We start from the raw sequence: 15,434 nt of genomic DNA, 5'->3' as shown, positions 1-15,434 counted from the left end.
GCTCCCAGAAAGATCAGGCGGCTTCGGAAGCCGATGCCGCGGTGATCACGGCGGATGTGGTGAGGTCTTTGCCGGTGAGTTCGCGAACGATCTGTCCTCGCGAAAACACCAAAGCGCGGTGGCAGATGTGGGCAATCTCCTCGAAATCGGTCGACACCACGACGACGGCGAGGCCGGCTTCAAGCGCGCGGCCGATCAGCCGGTAGACCTCAGCCTTGGCGCCGACATCGACGCCGGCCGTCGGATCCTCGGCGATCAGCAGCGTACGCCCGGTGTGCAGCCAGCGCCCGACGACCACCTTTTGCTGGTTGCCACCCGACAGCGCCTCTATCGGCAGGTTCGGATCGTTGGGGCGCAGCCCGACGGAACTGCCGATCGCCTGCGCCAGCGCAGCCTCCCTGTGAGGCGCAAGGAAGGAAAACAGGCCGCGCTTGCCGGCGCCGGGATTGAGGAAACTGTTCTCACGGATCGACAAGGATCCAGCGATTGATTCTTCGGTCCTGTCACGCGCGATCAGGCCGATGCCGGACGACATCGCCGCGATCGGGCTGGACAGGTCCGGCACAGCCCCGCGGATCGTCACCGTGCCGGAAAAGGCCTGGCAGCCAAACAGCGCCCGGCCAACCAGTTCCTGCCCGGCGCCGCGCAGGCCGACCAGGCCGAGCAACTGACCCTTGCGTACGTCGAAAGACACCGGGCCGGCACCGGCGCAGACAAGGTCGCGGACAGCACAGATCGTCTCGCCGGCCTGCGTTTGCGCCTTGCTGAAAACCTGGCTGACCGGACGGCCGACGATCATCTCGACCAGTTCGTCCGGTTTTGTATCGGCGACTTTCTTCTCGCCGACCAGCCTGCCGTCGCGCAGCACGGCGACGCGATCGGCGATGCGGAAAATTTCATCCAGGCGGTGCGAGACATAGATCATGCCGACGCCGCGCTGCTTGAGCGGACGGATGGCGTCGAACAGCCGCTCGACCTCGTCGGCGGGAAGGCTGGCGGTCGGCTCGTCGAGCACCAGCACATCGGCCTCGGTAGCCAAGGCGCGAGCGATGGCGACCAGCGATTTTTCTGTACGCGTCAGATCCTGAACGCGTGTCGTCGGGTCGAAGTCACAGCCGACCAGCTTTAACGCCTCATGCGCCCTCGCCTCGGTCGATCGCCAGTCGATGAGCCCGGAGCGCAGCGAAAAGCCTTGGGCCAGGCCGACATTCTCGCCGACCGTCATCCATTCGATAAGACCGAGATCCTGGTGAATGAAGGCGACGGGCTGGCGCTGGTTCGGCCGCGGCGGGCGATGATGGTAGGGCTCGCCACGAAACAGGATTCGGCCGCCATCCGGCCCATAGATGCCGGCGAGCGTCTTGATCAGCGTCGACTTGCCGGCGCCATTCTCGCCGAGCAGCGCCAGGATCTCGCCCTTGTGCAGATCAAGCGTCACGTCGGAGAGCGCGCGGGTGCCGCCGAACTCCTTCGTAATTGACTTGAACTCGATCAGTTTTTGCTCGGTCACAATGCGTTCCTCCCGAGATCGCCCAAATGATGTTATCGATAACATTTCTAGGCGTCAAGCATCAAAGAATAAGGCCAACGGATCAGCTGGTCTTGCCGTCGAGCAGACGCATCATCTCGGCCGAATCGTTCGGCCCCAATCCAGCGGCGCAGAGCAGGCGATGGATCTCGACCACCTGCCCGGTCATCGGCATCGGCGTCTTGGTTTTCAGCGCGAAGGCCTGCAGCGAATCCAGATCCTTCAGCATGTTGTCGATGCGGCCGGTGGCCGAAAAATCCCGGGCAGCGAATTTTGCCATGAATTCCTGCATGATGCTGGAATCGGCCCGCCCGCCCTTGAGTGCCGCGGGGATTGCCTTCGGGTCTACGCCGCCGGCTTCGGCAAGCTTCACGGCTTCGGCGACAGCCTGGAACAGTACGGCGCAGAACAGCTGGTTGATCAGCTTTGTCGTCTGCCCTGCCCCACTCGGCCCCATCAGTGTGTAGTTGGTGCAGAGATGCCGCATCACCGTGCGCGCCTGTTCGAAGTCTTCAGCCTCGCCACCCGCCATGACGGTCAGCCTGCCGGCCAGCGCGCCGGGAACGCCGCCCGAAAGCGGGCAGTCGAGCCATTTCATGCCGGTCTCGGCAGACAGCTTCCCGGCCATCCCAGCGGTGTCGGCCGGATCGATAGACGACATGTCGATCAGCAGCTTTTCGGGCGACGCAGCGGCCGCAACACCGGCGTCCCCGAACACCACCGAACGCACGATATCGGCATGGTTGAGACTGAGGATGACGAAGCTGCTCGCCCGCGTTGCTTCGGCAACCGATGCGGCGGCAGCCGCACCCTTGGCGGTCAGGGCGGCGACCTTGGCCTTGTCCAGATCGAATACCGTTACGGCTTGCCCAGTCTCGATCAGGCGGGTGGCTATCGCCGACCCCATGATGCCGGCACCGACAACGGCGACTTTTGTTGGTTGCGTCATTTCAACGTGCCTCTCTTTGATCTGGCAGGGCCGACCCCAAATGCACCAAGACCCTGCAACACTTTATCGGCAATCGTGTCGACAGGCGCGTCGATGTCCACTGTGACCACCAGCGGTTCGTCGCCGGGATGCTCCAGCGTAGCGAACTGGCTGTCGAGCAGCGCCGGCGGGAAGAAGTGGCCGCGGCGCTCGGCGAGCCTGGCTTGCAGCACCGCACGTGAACCGTCCAAAAATACGAAAAGCACCGGCCCGATAGCACCATGGCGAAGGCGATCGCGATAGGATTTCTTCAGCGCCGAGCAACTCGCGACGAGCCCGCGTCCTTGCTCATGTGCATGGCGCAAGGCTGCGCCCAACAGGTCCAGCCAAGGCCAACGATCCTCGTCGGTAAGCGGTATGCCCGCCGACATTTTCTCGACATTCCCGCGCGGGTGCAGCGCGTCGCCTTCGACAAAAGCGAGCCCTAGACGAGCCGCGATCGCGATGCCAATGCTGGTCTTGCCGCAGCCGCTGACACCCATTACGACGATGGACCAGGACTCAGAGGCAGGTTGTGATGCCGCCATCGACATAGAGCGTGTGTCCATTGACAAAGGATGAGGCCCGTCCAGCCAGAAAGATCGCCGCGCCGACCAGTTCGCCGACATCGCCCCAACGACCCGCCGGTGTGCGGTTGGTCAGCCAGGCTGAAAACTCGGGATTGTCGACCAGCGCCTGGTTGAGCGGCGTCTTGAAGTAACCCGGCGCGATGGAATTGACCTGCAAGCCATGCTTCGCCCAATCGGCACACATGCCGCGCGTCAGGTTGCGCACAGCGCCTTTCGTGGCCGTATAGGGCGCGATGTTTGTCCGGGCCAGTTCGCTCTGCACCGAGGCGATATTGATGATCTTGCCGCGCCGCCGCGGGATCATGTGCCGCGCCACCGCTTGTCCCACGAAGAACACGCTGGAGATGTTGGTGCGCAAGAGTTCCTCCCATTTGTCGGCGGGGAAATCCTCGAGCGGCATTCGGAACTGCATGCCGGCATTGTTGATAAGGACATCGATGGCGCCGATCGTCGCCTCGATCTCCGCGACGCCGTTCGCCACCGCTGCATGATCGGTGACGTCGAAGACGGCGCTATGGACCTTGTATCCCTTCGCTGTCAGTGCATCCGCAGCCGTTTTCATTTTTTCGGCGCTGCGTCCGTTGAGCACGATCTCGGCGCCGTGCTGCGCCAACCCCTCGGCCAGCGCCAGGCCGATCCCCTGTCCCGAACCGGTGACCAGCGCCCGCATGCCGGTCAAATCAAACAACGAACTGCCCAAATGCTCCTCCTGAGCAATGTTTCCTGAGCGCCCACGATTTGCAGCGCAGCGCCGCCAGTCCCTATTGACATGGATGTTATCGATAACATAGTCAATGGAAAAATAAATCCGCACAGGAGATGATGCCGTGACCGACATTTTGATGACAGGTCCCTATCCCGATTGGGACATGGCAGATCTTGAGGCGAAGTATCGCGTCCACAAACTTTGGCAGTCCGAGGACAAGGACGCGTTGCTCTCAAGCCACGCCGGCGCGGTCCGCGCCATCGCTACGCGCGGCGAGCTTGGCGCAAGTGCTGCGCTGATGGGAAAGCTGCCGCAGCTCGAGATCGTTTCCTGCTACGGCGTGGGCACCGACGCCATCGACCTTGCCTATGCCAGGGCGAACGGCATTCGTGTCACCAATACACCTGATGTGCTGACCGAGGACGTAGCCGATATCGGGATCGGGCTGCTGCTCGCCGTGGCGCGAAAAATCCCGCAGGCCGACGCCTATGTACGCGATGGAAGCTGGCGCAAGGGCAATATGGGGCTGGTCACGCGTGTCTGTGGAAAAAGGCTGGGCATTGTCGGCATGGGCCGCGTCGGTGCGGCGGTGGCGAAGCGCGCCGCTGCATTCGACTGCACGATTTCCTATTTCGACAACCGCAAGCGCGACGATCTTCCTTATGCTTTTGTCGGCGATCTGGTCGAACTGGCGCGCGACAGCGAATTTCTGATCGTAACGCTCGCCGGCGGCGAAAGCACAAAACACATCATTAATGCGTCGATCCTGGCAGCGCTCGGAGCAGACGGTATCGTCATAAATATTTCGCGCGGCAGCACGATCGACGAGACCGCGTTGCTCGCGGCCCTGGAATCCAGTGCCATCAAGGGTGCCGGGCTCGACGTGTTCTGGAACGAGCCAACCATCGACGAGCGCTTCCTGAAGCTTACCAACGTCGTGCTGCAACCGCACCACGCCAGCGGCACGGTGGAAACCCGCAAGGCCATGGGTCAGCTCGTTCGCGATAATCTCGCGGCCCATTTCGGCGGACAGACCTTGCTGACACCGGTCGTCTGAGAAGGGATCACATCATGAAGTCGATCGTCATCCACGCGGCAAAAGACCTGCGGATCGAGGAGACCGATCCGGGCTCCCCTGGCGCCGGACAGGTCGAGATCGCGGTCGAGGCTGGCGGCATCTGCGGCTCGGACCTGCATTATTACAACCATGGCGGCTTCGGCGCGATCCGCCTTCGTGAACCCATGATTCTTGGCCATGAGGTTGCGGGCACGGTGCGGGCCCTCGGCGACGGCATCTCCACACTTGCGGTCGGCGATCGCGTGGCGATCTCGCCCAGCCGAGCCTGCAATGCCTGTCGCTACTGCCTGCAAGGCATGCAGAACCAGTGCCTCGACATGCGCTTCTATGGCAGCGCCATGCCGATGCCGCACATCCAGGGCGCCTTCCGCCAGTGCCTGATCGCCGAGGCGTGGCAGTGCCACAGAATAGCCGACCACATCTCCATCAACGAAGCCGCTTTCGCCGAGCCCTTCGCGGTGACGCTGCATGCCATGAACCGCGCCGGCTCGCTGCTCGGCAAGCGGGTTCTGGTCACCGGCTGCGGGCCGATCGGCGCGCTATGCATCCTCGCCGCACGAGCCCACGGCGCGCGCGAGATCGTCGCCACCGATGTCATGGAGGGCGTGCTGGCGAAGGCCCTGGAGATCGGTGCCGACCGGACGATCAATGTCGCGACAAACAGCGAAGAGCTCGCCGCCTACAATGTCGACAAGGGTAGTTTCGACGTGATGTTCGAGGCCTCCGGCAATGAACGCGCGGTGCGTGCAGGGCTCGATGTTCTGAAGCCGCGCGGCGTGCTCGTGCAGCTCGGTCTCGGCGGCGATCTGTCGATCCCGCAGAACCTCGTCGTCGCGAAAGAGATCGAGATGCGGGGCACTTTCCGTTTCCACGAGGAGTTTGGGATCGCCGTCGACCTGATCAATCGCCGTGGGGTGGATGTCAAACCGCTACTGACGGGCATCTATCCTCTCGACGAGGCGGTCGCGGCTTTCGACATCGCCGGTGACCGAAACAAATCCATGAAGGTTCAGATCGCGTTCTGAAGATCCTTCGGTTGCGCTGGAGGCGCATCGGCACATCGCATCAAATCACGTCGGCGCCAACCGCCGCCAAGGCGGCGTGTGCCACATCGAAATCCTGCTCGCCAGTTCCCGACCCGACGCCGATGCCGCCCGCAAGGCGTCCGCCGAAGCGGATCGGCAAGCCCCCGGGCAAATTGGTCACGCCGCCCTGCGATGCGATACCGGCTGAGAGCGCCGCTTCGAACGCCATGCCGCCAGTAGCGGCGTTTATTGACGCTGCGGTGCGCGCCTTCGCCTGCGCCGTACGCATGCTGAGGAACCGCGCGCCATCCATGCGCAGACTGGCGAGGACTTCGCCGCTCGCATGGACGACCACGAGACATTGCGACGCCCATCGTGACGGCGCGCGCTGCTCCGGCTTTCAAGGCACCGTCATGCGTGAGGGTGATGGTCTCGCGAAACATCGCTGCTGGGCTGCCCTTCGCTGCGTTTGAATCGATGCAGGAGCTCAGGTGCTTTCGCGCTCGACGACGCGATAGCTTGTGAGGACGATTTCTTCGCCGTGTCGTTTCTCGTCGCCTCGGATCACCTGGATCAATCTGCGGGCGGCCTGTTGCCCGATGCCGTAGCAGTCGACATTCACGGTGGTGATGCCGGGATGGCAAAAGGCGGCTACCTCGTAGTCGCCGAAGCCGCCAATGGCGATGTCCTGCGGGATCCGCATGCCCCGGCGCTTGCATTCCATCAGTGCGCCGAAGGCCGAAAGGTCCGAAACGCAGAGTACGGCTTGCGTGTCCGGCCAGCGCTCCAGCATGCTGACGACGGCCTGGCCTCCCTGCTCGATGGATATCGGCGGCACGCCAAAGGAAACGAGGCGCCCGGTTGGCAGGCCGAGCTCCTCAATGGCTCTGACAAAGCCTTCGCGCCGTTGGCTGCCGCGCGTGTCGCGCGAGGTCGTGCCACCGATGTAACCGAATTTATTGTAGCCTTTTCTGGCCAGCGTCTTGACGAGAAGCCCCATCGCCTCTTCGTTGGAGAATCCGACCACCTGATCGATGGGTTTCGCCGGCAACTCCCAGGTTTCGACTACAGGGATGCCCGCGTTTTTAAGAAGCCGGCGGGCGCGCTCCGTATGGGCGCCGCCGGTCAGAATGATGCCTTCGGGCCGCCGACGGAGCATCGCTTCGATCAGCTTTTCCTCCTTCTCGACCGTATAGTCGGTGTAGCCGAGCAGAAGCTGGAGTCCCGTGCTCTCCAGTTCATCCGTTATGCCGCGCGCCGTATCGGCGAAGTTGGAATTGTTGAGTGATGGAACCATCGCGGCAACAAATCCAGTCTTGCGCGAGGACAGGCTGCCGGCCGATTGGTCGAGCACGTAGCCGAGGTCGTTGACCGCGACCATGATCTTTTCCCGCGTCGCCTTGGAAACGAGGCTGCCCTCTTTCAGGGCGCGTGAAACCGTCATGGTGGACACACCTGCCCGCCGCGCCACGTCGACCATGGTCGGGGCGTGGCTCTCGCCCGGTCTCGATGAGGCTGCCTTGGCCATCATGCCGCTCCACCAGCCGGCAGCGATGTGCCCAAGCAAAACGCTGGACACTCGGGCACAAGGTCTCTGCGGCGTCCGGCATCGCTCATGAACCACCCGTTGGAATCAACTTCACGCAAGGCATGTTATCGATACCATATCAAAAGACAACAGCCACATACGGCCCAAGCGTAAACATGGTCATGAGCACCGGTTTGGTTCGCGATCACACTTTGGCTCTACTGCCGACGACGATTGCCGAATGAGGTCCGCCCGACACCATCACCCGGCCCGCGGAGCGGGCGGGCCGGTGCAACTGCCTGGTGAGCTTCCCTGCCCGGCAGGCCAAGCGGGGCTTTCAGCCCTGCGCCGGACGACGCGGCCGGGATTGCGAGGCTGGCGGTTGAGCGTCAGCGCCACCGGTCCGACCGATCAGCGACCGGGTTTTCCTTGCCCCCCATTTTCCTCTCCCCACGCTGTCCAAATCTGCTGGGCGGAGCGCTCACGCCTGACGGAGCTTGAAATCCGTGTATATTATGGCAATATACACTGATGATCGAATGGGAACGGATTGCCGGCTTCGACTGGGATGCGGGCAACGCCCGCAAGAGCATCGACAAGCACGACGTCAGCCAGGCCGAGGCGGAACAGGTGTTCTTCAACGAGCCGTTGCTGACCGTTCCCGACGCAAAGCACAGCGCCATCGAGCAACGAATTCATGCTCTGGGGCGCACCGATGATGGAAGGCTGCTGCACATCACCTTCACGCTTCGGGACAAGGACACCAAGATCCGGGTGATTTCCGCCCGGGATATGAGCCGCAAGGAGCGAGGCTACTATGACCAAGACAGCTAAGCCGGTTCCGACCTTTGCATCGGAGGCCGAGGAGCGCGCCTTCTGGGAGTCCAACGACTCCAGTGAGCATGTCGATTGGAGCAAGGCAGAGCGGGTCCGCCTGCCCAACCTCAAGCCGTCGTCGACCTCGATCTCGTTGCGGCTGCCCAATAGCCTGCTCGAACGGATCAAGGTCGCGGCGAACAAGCGCGACGTGCCCTATCAGTCCCTTATCAAGACCTGGCTGTCCGAGAAGATTGACGCCTCTCGAGGCTAAGGAGGAAAGCCGCTCAAGCAGGCGAAAATCCTCTCCGACTGCCGGGCGGCTCTGCAACTCGAGGCGGGACTGAAGGAGATCATTTTCGCTACAACCGCGGACGACGATACCCATGCGACCGATGCGGCGGTCGCCGTCGAGAAAGCCCTCCAGGAAGAGAGGCACGACCTGATGCGTTCGCGGGCCGGCCCGCGCCGGCGCTCTCCTAAACTAAGCTCGGATCGCGAGGGGACGTAGATGCTCACTCAGCAAGATGCCCAGAACGCGAGCGTCAAGGCGACCCATCGCGAGTGGGTTGGTCTCGCGGTGCTCGCCTTGCCCTGCGTCCTCTACGCGATGGACCTCACGGTGCTGAACCTGGCGATCCCGTCACTCACGACGGATCTGAAACCGACGGCGGCGAAACTTCTGTGGATCGTTGACATCTACGGATTTCTCGCTGCCGGCGCGCTTCTGATCATGGGAGCTCTGGGCGACCGTATCGGCCGCCGAAGGCTCCTGCTGATCGGATCGGCCGCCTTCGCCGTCGTGTCTCTCCTGGCGGCGTTCTCGAAGAGCGCAGCGATGCTGATCGTGGCGCGCGGCCTCCTCGGAATCGCTGGTGCAACCATGGCGCCATCGACGCTCTCGCTCATCGGCAACATGTTTCAGAACGAGCGTGAGAAGACGTTCGCCGTGAGCGTTTGGGTGTCGAGCTTCTCCTTCGGCGGGGCGATCGGGCCCGTCGTGGGCGGCATGCTCATCGCTCGCTTCTGGTGGGGCGCGGTCTTCCTGGCTCCTGTCCCGATCATGGCGCTGTTGCTGATCCTTGGCCCAAGGCTGCTGCCCGAGCATCGCAGCGAGAAGGCGGGGCGCATCGATATCGTTAGTGCGATTTTGACTTTGGCGACGTGCTGCCAATCATCTTCGCCATCAAGCACATCGCGGAGGGAGGTGACGCTCAGCTTGGGGGGCTCGCCGCCGCCGTCGGCCTAATCTGCGGGGGCGTGTTCGTGCGCCGCCAAATGAAGCTGGAAGTCCCGTTGCTCGACCTGCGCCTCTTCAGGCTACCGGCGCTATCAGTGGCGTTGAGCGTCAATGCACTCGATTTCCTGGTGGGTTTCGGGATTCTGGTGGTGGTAGCGCAGTATCTCCAGCTCGTGCTGGGGCTCTCGCCGGTCGATGCCGGGCTGTGGGGCGTTCCTGCGGGACTCGGCTTCGTGGTGGGGTCTCTTCTGACCTCGGCTCTCCTGAGGGTGCTCCGGCCAGCGTATGCGTTGGGCAGCGGCCTGATGTTGGGCGCCGTCGGTCTCGCGTTGATGGCCTATGCGATCGGGGTGCACAGCCTGATCTTGATCACCCTCGGGAACACGCTGTTCGCCGTGGGTTCCGCGCCGGGGACCACGGTGGTCGCCGATCTCGTCGTGAGCTCCGCTCCAAAAGATCAGTCAGGTTCGGCGTCGGCGCTATCAGAGACTTGCTCGGAGTTCGGTGGCGCGCTTGGCATTGCCTTGCTGGGCAGTCTGGTGACGTTCATCTATCGGCAGATGCTTGCCGTGGCGCTGCCTGCGGGCGTGCCCGCTCCCGCCGCTGAGACCGCTTTGCGTGGTATCGGTGCTGCGAGGGCGGCCGCGCAGACCTGGAACGATGGGGCCGCGTTGCTGGAAGCGGCTAAGCACGCCTACACGAGCGCCGCCGGCATCGCCCTCCTGGCGAGCGCGGCCATTACTGTCCTGACGGCCATCCTGGCGGTGACAATGTTCAAATCCCGAGCTTCCATCGAAGGCGGTGTCGCCGTAGACGTTGAGCCGCCCTGACAGGTATTGAACGACATGGTTCCGCAATCGATCAGTTCCGCACTTCCAGGTTCTCAAATTAAGTGCCAATCCTGACCGAAACGACTGCATTCTTACGGTTAACTGCCAAGCGATACCTGATGGACCAACCCCTTCTTGCCAACCACCCCGCTTCGAGACCAGCCGGCGTTCCTGATTGCCGGTCTTAGCGAGCGCTACAGCTGCGAAACCAGTGCCGCCATTCCGATGCAATGGCAGCTCTTCGGCCCCTATATCGGCAACATCCGGGGCGAGACCGGCGACGTCGCCTACGGCGTCTTTGTCAATGGGACGATGCCGGCAATTTCGACTACATCGCCGGTGTCGAAGTGAGCGACTTTTCCGACCTCCCCAGGGAGCTCAGCCGGGTGCGCATACCGGCCCAGAAATATGCTGTGTTTTCGCATCGAGAGCACATCTCGACCATTCGCCGGACCGTCAACACGATCTGGAACAAATGGCTGCCGGCCTCCGGGCACGAGATAGCGGACGCGCCCGAGTTCGAGCGCTATGGTCCGGAGTTCGATCCGCGCAGCGGCAATGGCGGGCTGGAAATCTGGATTCCGGTCAGGCTTGATCAGCGACAGGTCAAGATCCCGGTTCTGGCCAACCAGAGCCTTGCCGAAAGAATGGTGAGGCTCTTCCTCGATCAGTTTGAAGCAGGCCGCCTGGCAGATGGGCCGGGCGGCAGTTAGAATGTCGTTGGTCCACAAGGTCAGCGTCTTATAGCGCTTCGAGCGGGCAAAGCCGATGCTGGCTGTGAAGCCCCACAGTGTAATGGTGTATCATCGAACCTGAGGCGTCCGATGAGGATGCCCTGTGGCAAGTGTTCTTCACGGCAGAGCCCGGACCACGCTGCGTCTTCGAGGAGATCAGGGTCGAGTCTGAAGGGATCGACGGCCTCCTGGCTGTTCCAGATGGTGCGCTCGGGATCGTGATCCTGGCTCACGGCGGCGACAGCGGGCGTTTCAGCCCGCGCAACAATGTTGCGGCGGCTTAGAGGCAGGCAGGTTTGGCGACGCTTCTGCTCGACCGGCTGAAAAAGCTTGAGCGTGCCGGAATCGCGGGCGAGGAAGCCCGCAAGGCAAAATTGCTGCTTTCGGTAGATTTGGAGGACAAGGATAAGAAGCTTGCCGAGCTGGAGGCGGCGTTGAAGGCGCGCGACGAAAAGCTCACCGAGGCCCAGCAGCAACAGGCGGAATTCCTGAAAAAGCAGCGTGCGCTCGACGACGAAAAGCGCGAGATGGCGCTGACCATCGAAAGGAAGATCCGGGAAGGACTGGACGCCGTTCGCGTCAAGGCGAGGTCGGAAGCCGAAGACGGCCTTAAGATGAAGGTTGCGGAAAAGAAGAACAGATCGCCGGCATGCAGCGTCAGATTGAGGAGCTGAAGCGCCGTGCGGAACAGGGTTCCCAGCAGCTCCAGGGCGAGGTGCCGGAGCTCGAGCTGGAAGCCCTCATTGCCAGCCGGTTCCCGATGGACGTCATTGAACCGGTTGCCACGGGTGAGTTCGGCGGAGATGTCCTGCACCGCGTGGTCGGACCGGCCGGCCAGCCATGCGGCGCCATTTTATGGGAGTCGAAACGCACCAAGAACTGGAGCCAGGGTTGGCTGGGGAAGCTCAGGGCGGATCAGCGGGCCGCAAAGGCCATATTGCGTTGATGATCTCGGAAGCGCTGCCTCCCGGGGTGGAAACCTTCGATCTTCTGGACGGGGTCTATGTCGCCCATCCGAAATGCGCGATGCCGATCGCAATCATGCTGCGAGTTATCGAGCTGGCGAATTCCCGCCTCGCCCAGGACGGCCAAGCCACCAAAAATGGAGCAGGTCTAATTGGCGCCGTCACCTTCCCAACTGGAAACGTGAACATCAGAGGTCTTCGTCCCGGAACTCCCAGGCCGGACGACCGTTTCGCCTTATGTAAAACAATGGAGGATATGTCATGGACTGGAATCGGGTCGAAGGAAACTGGAAGCAGGTCAAGGGTAAGATCAAGGAACAGTGGGGCAAACTTACCGATGATGATCTTGATCGCATCGCTGGCAATCGCGATCAGCTCGAAGGCAAGATCCAGGAACGATATGGTATCGAAAAGGACCGTGTTCGGCAGGATATTGACGACTGGTATGACCGGCAAGTCTGGTAGGATCGCATTAGGCAGCCATTTACAAGAAGAGGCGCTGCTTACTTAACGGCGCTCATTGGTGGGCTGGCAGTCGCAAAGCCATAGCCAGCCTGTGCGGTCTGACCCACTGTTGCGCGTAAGCGCAGACGGACCGGCGCCTGGCCACCTTTTGCCGAGCGCGCCGCCACCGCCCGCCGCACCGTAGGACCGTCACTTCTCGAGCGCGGCGTAAGTGGCGCACGGTACCTCCGCAATACGTCTCGGAGGCGCCGAAGGCGAGGTCGCCCGAAATTCCGCAAACCGATATGGGACGAGGGCGACCATGAAGGTTAGCGTGCCCTCACCTCCGCCATCGCCGAAGAAGGCCGCCTTGTAGATGGAAAAGCGGATCGTGCCGCTGTCGGTGTGCTTGGCGCTATATTATTGCAGTGACCCTGCCCGACGCATCGAGACGACAACTGACTTGCGCCTGCCGGACTTCGATGCCGCCTTTTCTTGCATAGTCTATTCGCACCTCGATCGGCGCCGTGAGTGCACCCCGACGTTGATCCAAGGCGCCTGCGCTTGCCGCGTGGACACGGACGGCCCCAAGCGGCATCGCAGCGGCCATGATCGCCGCGCGGCAGGCTCGCACGATCAGAATCGGCGTACCGGGTTTCGCTGTCAGTAGTCCCAAAGATACAAAGGGATATCCCTTGGAGGAGTCACGGTCACCGGCTTTGGAAGGCCTGAGGACGGGTGGCAGGACGATGGATTGCTCAGCGGTCTTGGCAGAAGCAGGGGCCGTCGCTGCAGTCGAACTGTCGGGTGCGGTTGCCGCTTCGTTTTCGGCGGACGGATCGTCGCCCACACTGGTACTTGTGCTTGTGTCGCCAACGTTGCCGCTGGCACCAACGCCTGCGTCGACTGGTCCGTCATCTGCACCGACCGAAGCTCCAACATTTGCTCCGCCTACGCCGTCGACGCTCGTGCCCGCCCCCACAGATACGCCTTGCGAACCGGCGCTCACTCCAGCACCGACCCCGACACCGCCCGCCCTACCGCCCACGCCTGCTTCAAGAGCTGAGGCAGGCCCAACTGTGATCCCGATCGTCAAAGCGGCTGCGACATATGTCTTCATTCTCGTCTCTCCTGCGGCATACATTTCGCTCACTAGTTTTCACTGGCGCGGCTCGAGCTTTTTGATGGCCGTGTTGGAAGCAATGCTGCGGGAAGAGGTATGGTTGCCAGCAGAACGGTTTGCGGCGGCTTTTGGACCTTCACTTTCTGTTTTTCCAAGCCCGGTTTACGGGCTGGTTGGGCGCCCGAACGCGATAACCTACTTGCAAGTGCACTCGCGGGGGTACGTCTTTTTGGCGCGCGCTCCACAGCCGCAGTGTGACGCTTACCCTTGGCAATATCAATTGCCTCACGCGCGGCACTGAGGCTGCGGGCTAGACCGATAGCCCTTTCACGCTCTTGGTCGAGCGCCGCACTCAATTCTACCGAGTTCTGCTTTAAAGCATCGCGTTCCTGGCGAACAATATCGAGGTCACGTACAGCTGAATCTGCTCGTTCGAGTCCCAGCTCGAGTGTTTCTCGAGCCTGCTTTAGAGCGGCCTCGGCCACCTGTCGCTCCCTTATGGCGTTGGCCTGCTCGACGGCTGCCAGATTTGCGCCTGTCTTGAGAGCATCGATAGTTTGGCGAGCCGTAGCAAGTTCTTGCTCCAAGAGCTCGACCTTGTGCCGCTCGTCATCAAGCGTTCGCTTCGCAGCAAGCTGGGAGGCGTCCTTAGAGGGGAGTGCTCCAGGCGCGGCAGCCTCTTCGCTGTTCCAGAGACTGGCTTCGGCCCTGTAGCTTTCGATAACGCGCTGCGCCGTCTCCAGATCGAGCCCGAGCGCTTCCTCTGTTCGCTGCTGCTCTTTTAGGGCTTGCGCTTGCTCAGCCACCGTGTCTGCCAGCACGTGTGCTTGGGCGCTAAGATCACGTACGCCGCGCTGCATAACGTCTAGCTCCGCTCGTGCTGCGGCCAATTCGCGGCGCAAAGCCACTTCATGCTCGCCGAGCGGCGTTTGCGCGCCCTTGTTGAGTGCCTGTGTTTCGCTGAGCACCATCTCACTAGATTTACGGGATCCGAGCGTGCTCGGTTGTTGCTTGCCAGGTTCTTTGCCGACCTCGGTGTGTTCGGAGACCACGACCGACGAGCTGTCGTTAGCCGTGGCAACCGCTGGCGCTTCGGGCACGAACTGAGCATTTGCCGGAGATGTCAACAGCAGAACGAGGCATAGCGGGATGAGGGATGGCATGGCGTTACACCCCCTGCCGCGTATCTCGTGAAGTAAAATCAAGGGCTGTCGTTTAATAAAGGCGAAGTCACAGCGGAGACATTTTGACGTGGTGCCCTGCACACGATTCATCACTGAACCTCGCCGATCGCGGCGCTCACCGCTATTGCACTCTCCACTTACTGCATGCAGCAGCGCCGGGGTGCCGCACCAAAAAGATCAATGCCAGTGAAGCACCCTCGGCAAGGCCAAAGCACGGAATAACGCGCGAAGGCTGTCCCCTGTTTCCTAAGTTGTCATCGTTCGAACGAACGGGACTTTCGTTCATTTACTCTGGAACTTGTCTGAAACTCCGGAAGGCTGCCCTGCTCATGCTGCATGCTCCCCTGTCTGGTCACTCCAGACCCTCCAAGGCCCAGCCGCGGCGCTCGCATTCGACCGAGTGTCGTTCCTCACCGCGCCTAGGAACGCGACGGCCTCTCCGCTCGTTGATTGCTTTTCGAATCGAACCGCCGTCATGCCGTCCACCTCGATACGCAAAACGGAATACGATCCGATACCCTCCGGCGAAGGCCGCCTTGCGAGAGGACGGCACGGTAGCGAGGCTGCGCTCTTAAGGTCGCCCTTACGAGCGAAGTTAGCAGCACAGCATGAGCCATGTGACGTTATTGACCGGGCCTGAGCGTCGTCGTCGTTGGCGTGAAGAGGATCAGTGCCG

13 protein-coding genes and 5 pseudogenes are annotated in these 15,434 nt (G+C 61.9%); 9 read left to right on the top strand and 9 right to left on the bottom strand.

Annotated features, from left to right (window positions below; translation table 11 throughout):
* Window positions 1-13: 13 nt before the first annotated feature.
* Genes NKI72_RS22235 through NKI72_RS22220 form a run of 4 tightly spaced genes read right to left on the bottom strand, consistent with a single transcriptional unit; the run spans window position 14 to window position 3,755 of the window.
* The gene (locus NKI72_RS22235; RefSeq protein WP_502908985.1) at window positions 14-1,555 is read right to left on the bottom strand and encodes a sugar ABC transporter ATP-binding protein; all 1,542 of its coding nucleotides are present in this window, start codon (window positions 1,553-1,555) and stop codon (window positions 14-16) included.
* Window positions 1,556-1,592: 37 nt separating this feature from the next.
* Window positions 1,593-2,477, bottom strand: a complete 885-nt coding sequence (locus tag NKI72_RS22230) for an NAD(P)-dependent oxidoreductase (protein ID WP_352450610.1) — start codon at window positions 2,475-2,477, stop codon at window positions 1,593-1,595.
* Window positions 2,474-3,049: a gluconokinase gene (locus NKI72_RS22225; protein WP_352693926.1), complete on the bottom strand. Its 576-nt coding sequence runs from the start codon at window positions 3,047-3,049 to the stop codon at window positions 2,474-2,476. The genes NKI72_RS22230 and NKI72_RS22225 overlap by 4 nt, the downstream gene beginning before the upstream one ends.
* Complete coding sequence (locus NKI72_RS22220) at window positions 3,018-3,755, bottom strand: SDR family oxidoreductase (protein WP_352850943.1); 738 nt, start codon at window positions 3,753-3,755, stop codon at window positions 3,018-3,020. The genes NKI72_RS22225 and NKI72_RS22220 overlap by 32 nt, the downstream gene beginning before the upstream one ends.
* A gap of 172 nt (window positions 3,756-3,927) precedes the next feature.
* Here NKI72_RS22220 and NKI72_RS22215 point away from each other — a divergent pair, with 172 nt between their 5' ends.
* Both NKI72_RS22215 and NKI72_RS22210 read left to right on the top strand, forming a co-directional pair.
* A complete protein-coding gene (locus tag NKI72_RS22215; RefSeq protein WP_352850941.1) occupies window positions 3,928-4,848 on the top strand; it encodes a 2-hydroxyacid dehydrogenase in 921 nt (306 codons plus the stop codon).
* Between the two features lie 14 nt (window positions 4,849-4,862).
* Window positions 4,863-5,894 (top strand): L-idonate 5-dehydrogenase, encoded by a 1,032-nt coding sequence (locus NKI72_RS22210; RefSeq protein ID WP_352850911.1) that lies wholly within the window; start codon window positions 4,863-4,865, stop codon window positions 5,892-5,894.
* A gap of 40 nt (window positions 5,895-5,934) precedes the next feature.
* Here NKI72_RS22210 and NKI72_RS22205 read toward each other — a convergent pair whose 3' ends face one another.
* Window positions 5,935-6,249, bottom strand: coding sequence for a heme-binding protein (locus NKI72_RS22205; RefSeq protein WP_352850910.1), 315 nt, complete (start codon window positions 6,247-6,249; stop codon window positions 5,935-5,937).
* Window positions 6,250-6,381: 132 nt separating this feature from the next.
* Complete coding sequence (locus NKI72_RS22200) at window positions 6,382-7,374, bottom strand: LacI family DNA-binding transcriptional regulator (protein WP_352850940.1); 993 nt, start codon at window positions 7,372-7,374, stop codon at window positions 6,382-6,384.
* A gap of 579 nt (window positions 7,375-7,953) precedes the next feature.
* Here NKI72_RS22200 and NKI72_RS22195 point away from each other — a divergent pair.
* The 4 genes and pseudogenes from NKI72_RS22195 to NKI72_RS22175 form a co-directional block, all read left to right on the top strand.
* A complete protein-coding gene (locus NKI72_RS22195) occupies window positions 7,954-8,256 on the top strand; it encodes a BrnT family toxin (RefSeq protein ID WP_352474884.1) in 303 nt (100 codons plus the stop codon).
* A complete protein-coding gene (locus NKI72_RS22190) occupies window positions 8,240-8,512 on the top strand; it encodes a BrnA antitoxin family protein (RefSeq protein ID WP_352474883.1) in 273 nt (90 codons plus the stop codon). The genes NKI72_RS22195 and NKI72_RS22190 overlap by 17 nt, the downstream gene beginning before the upstream one ends.
* 237 nt (window positions 8,513-8,749) lie before the next feature.
* Window positions 8,750-10,308 (top strand): annotated as a pseudogene (locus NKI72_RS35480) (MFS transporter).
* 139 nt (window positions 10,309-10,447) lie between these two features.
* Window positions 10,448-10,898 (top strand): annotated as a pseudogene (locus NKI72_RS22175) (GyrI-like domain-containing protein); the annotation flags it as partial.
* 12 nt (window positions 10,899-10,910) lie between these two features.
* Here NKI72_RS22175 and NKI72_RS22170 read toward each other — a convergent pair.
* A pseudogene (locus NKI72_RS22170) lies at window positions 10,911-11,078 on the bottom strand (MarR family transcriptional regulator); the annotation flags it as partial.
* A 74-nt stretch (window positions 11,079-11,152) separates the two neighbouring features.
* On the opposite strand from NKI72_RS22170, the gene NKI72_RS22165 reads away from it, so the two are divergent.
* The 3 genes and pseudogenes from NKI72_RS22165 to NKI72_RS22155 all read left to right on the top strand — a co-directional run bounded on the left by NKI72_RS22165 (window position 11,153) and on the right by NKI72_RS22155 (window position 12,472).
* Window positions 11,153-11,326: a hypothetical protein gene (locus tag NKI72_RS22165; protein ID WP_352850906.1), complete on the top strand. Its 174-nt coding sequence runs from the start codon at window positions 11,153-11,155 to the stop codon at window positions 11,324-11,326.
* A gap of 42 nt (window positions 11,327-11,368) precedes the next feature.
* Window positions 11,369-12,143: pseudogene (locus tag NKI72_RS22160) on the top strand (DUF2130 domain-containing protein); the annotation flags it as partial.
* Window positions 12,144-12,268: 125 nt separating this feature from the next.
* Window positions 12,269-12,472, top strand: coding sequence for a CsbD family protein (locus NKI72_RS22155; RefSeq protein ID WP_352478587.1), 204 nt, complete (start codon window positions 12,269-12,271; stop codon window positions 12,470-12,472).
* Window positions 12,473-12,568: 96 nt separating this feature from the next.
* On the opposite strand, the pseudogene NKI72_RS22150 reads toward NKI72_RS22155, so the two are convergent.
* A pseudogene (locus tag NKI72_RS22150) lies at window positions 12,569-12,841 on the bottom strand (hypothetical protein); the annotation flags it as partial.
* Between the two features lie 762 nt (window positions 12,842-13,603).
* Window positions 13,604-14,737 carry a coiled-coil domain-containing protein gene (locus NKI72_RS22140; RefSeq protein WP_352618874.1) on the bottom strand — a complete coding sequence of 378 codons (1,134 nt, stop codon included), beginning with the start codon at window positions 14,735-14,737 and terminating at the stop codon, window positions 13,604-13,606.
* Between the last annotated feature and the right edge of the window lie 697 nt (window positions 14,738-15,434).

The sequence above is a fragment of the Mesorhizobium sp. M0437 genome, from assembly GCF_040321335.1.
Classification (GTDB): domain Bacteria; phylum Pseudomonadota; class Alphaproteobacteria; order Rhizobiales; family Rhizobiaceae; genus Mesorhizobium.
The sequence above is the reverse complement of the archived record's forward strand: the minus strand, read 5'-3'. Positions and strand labels throughout refer to the sequence as shown.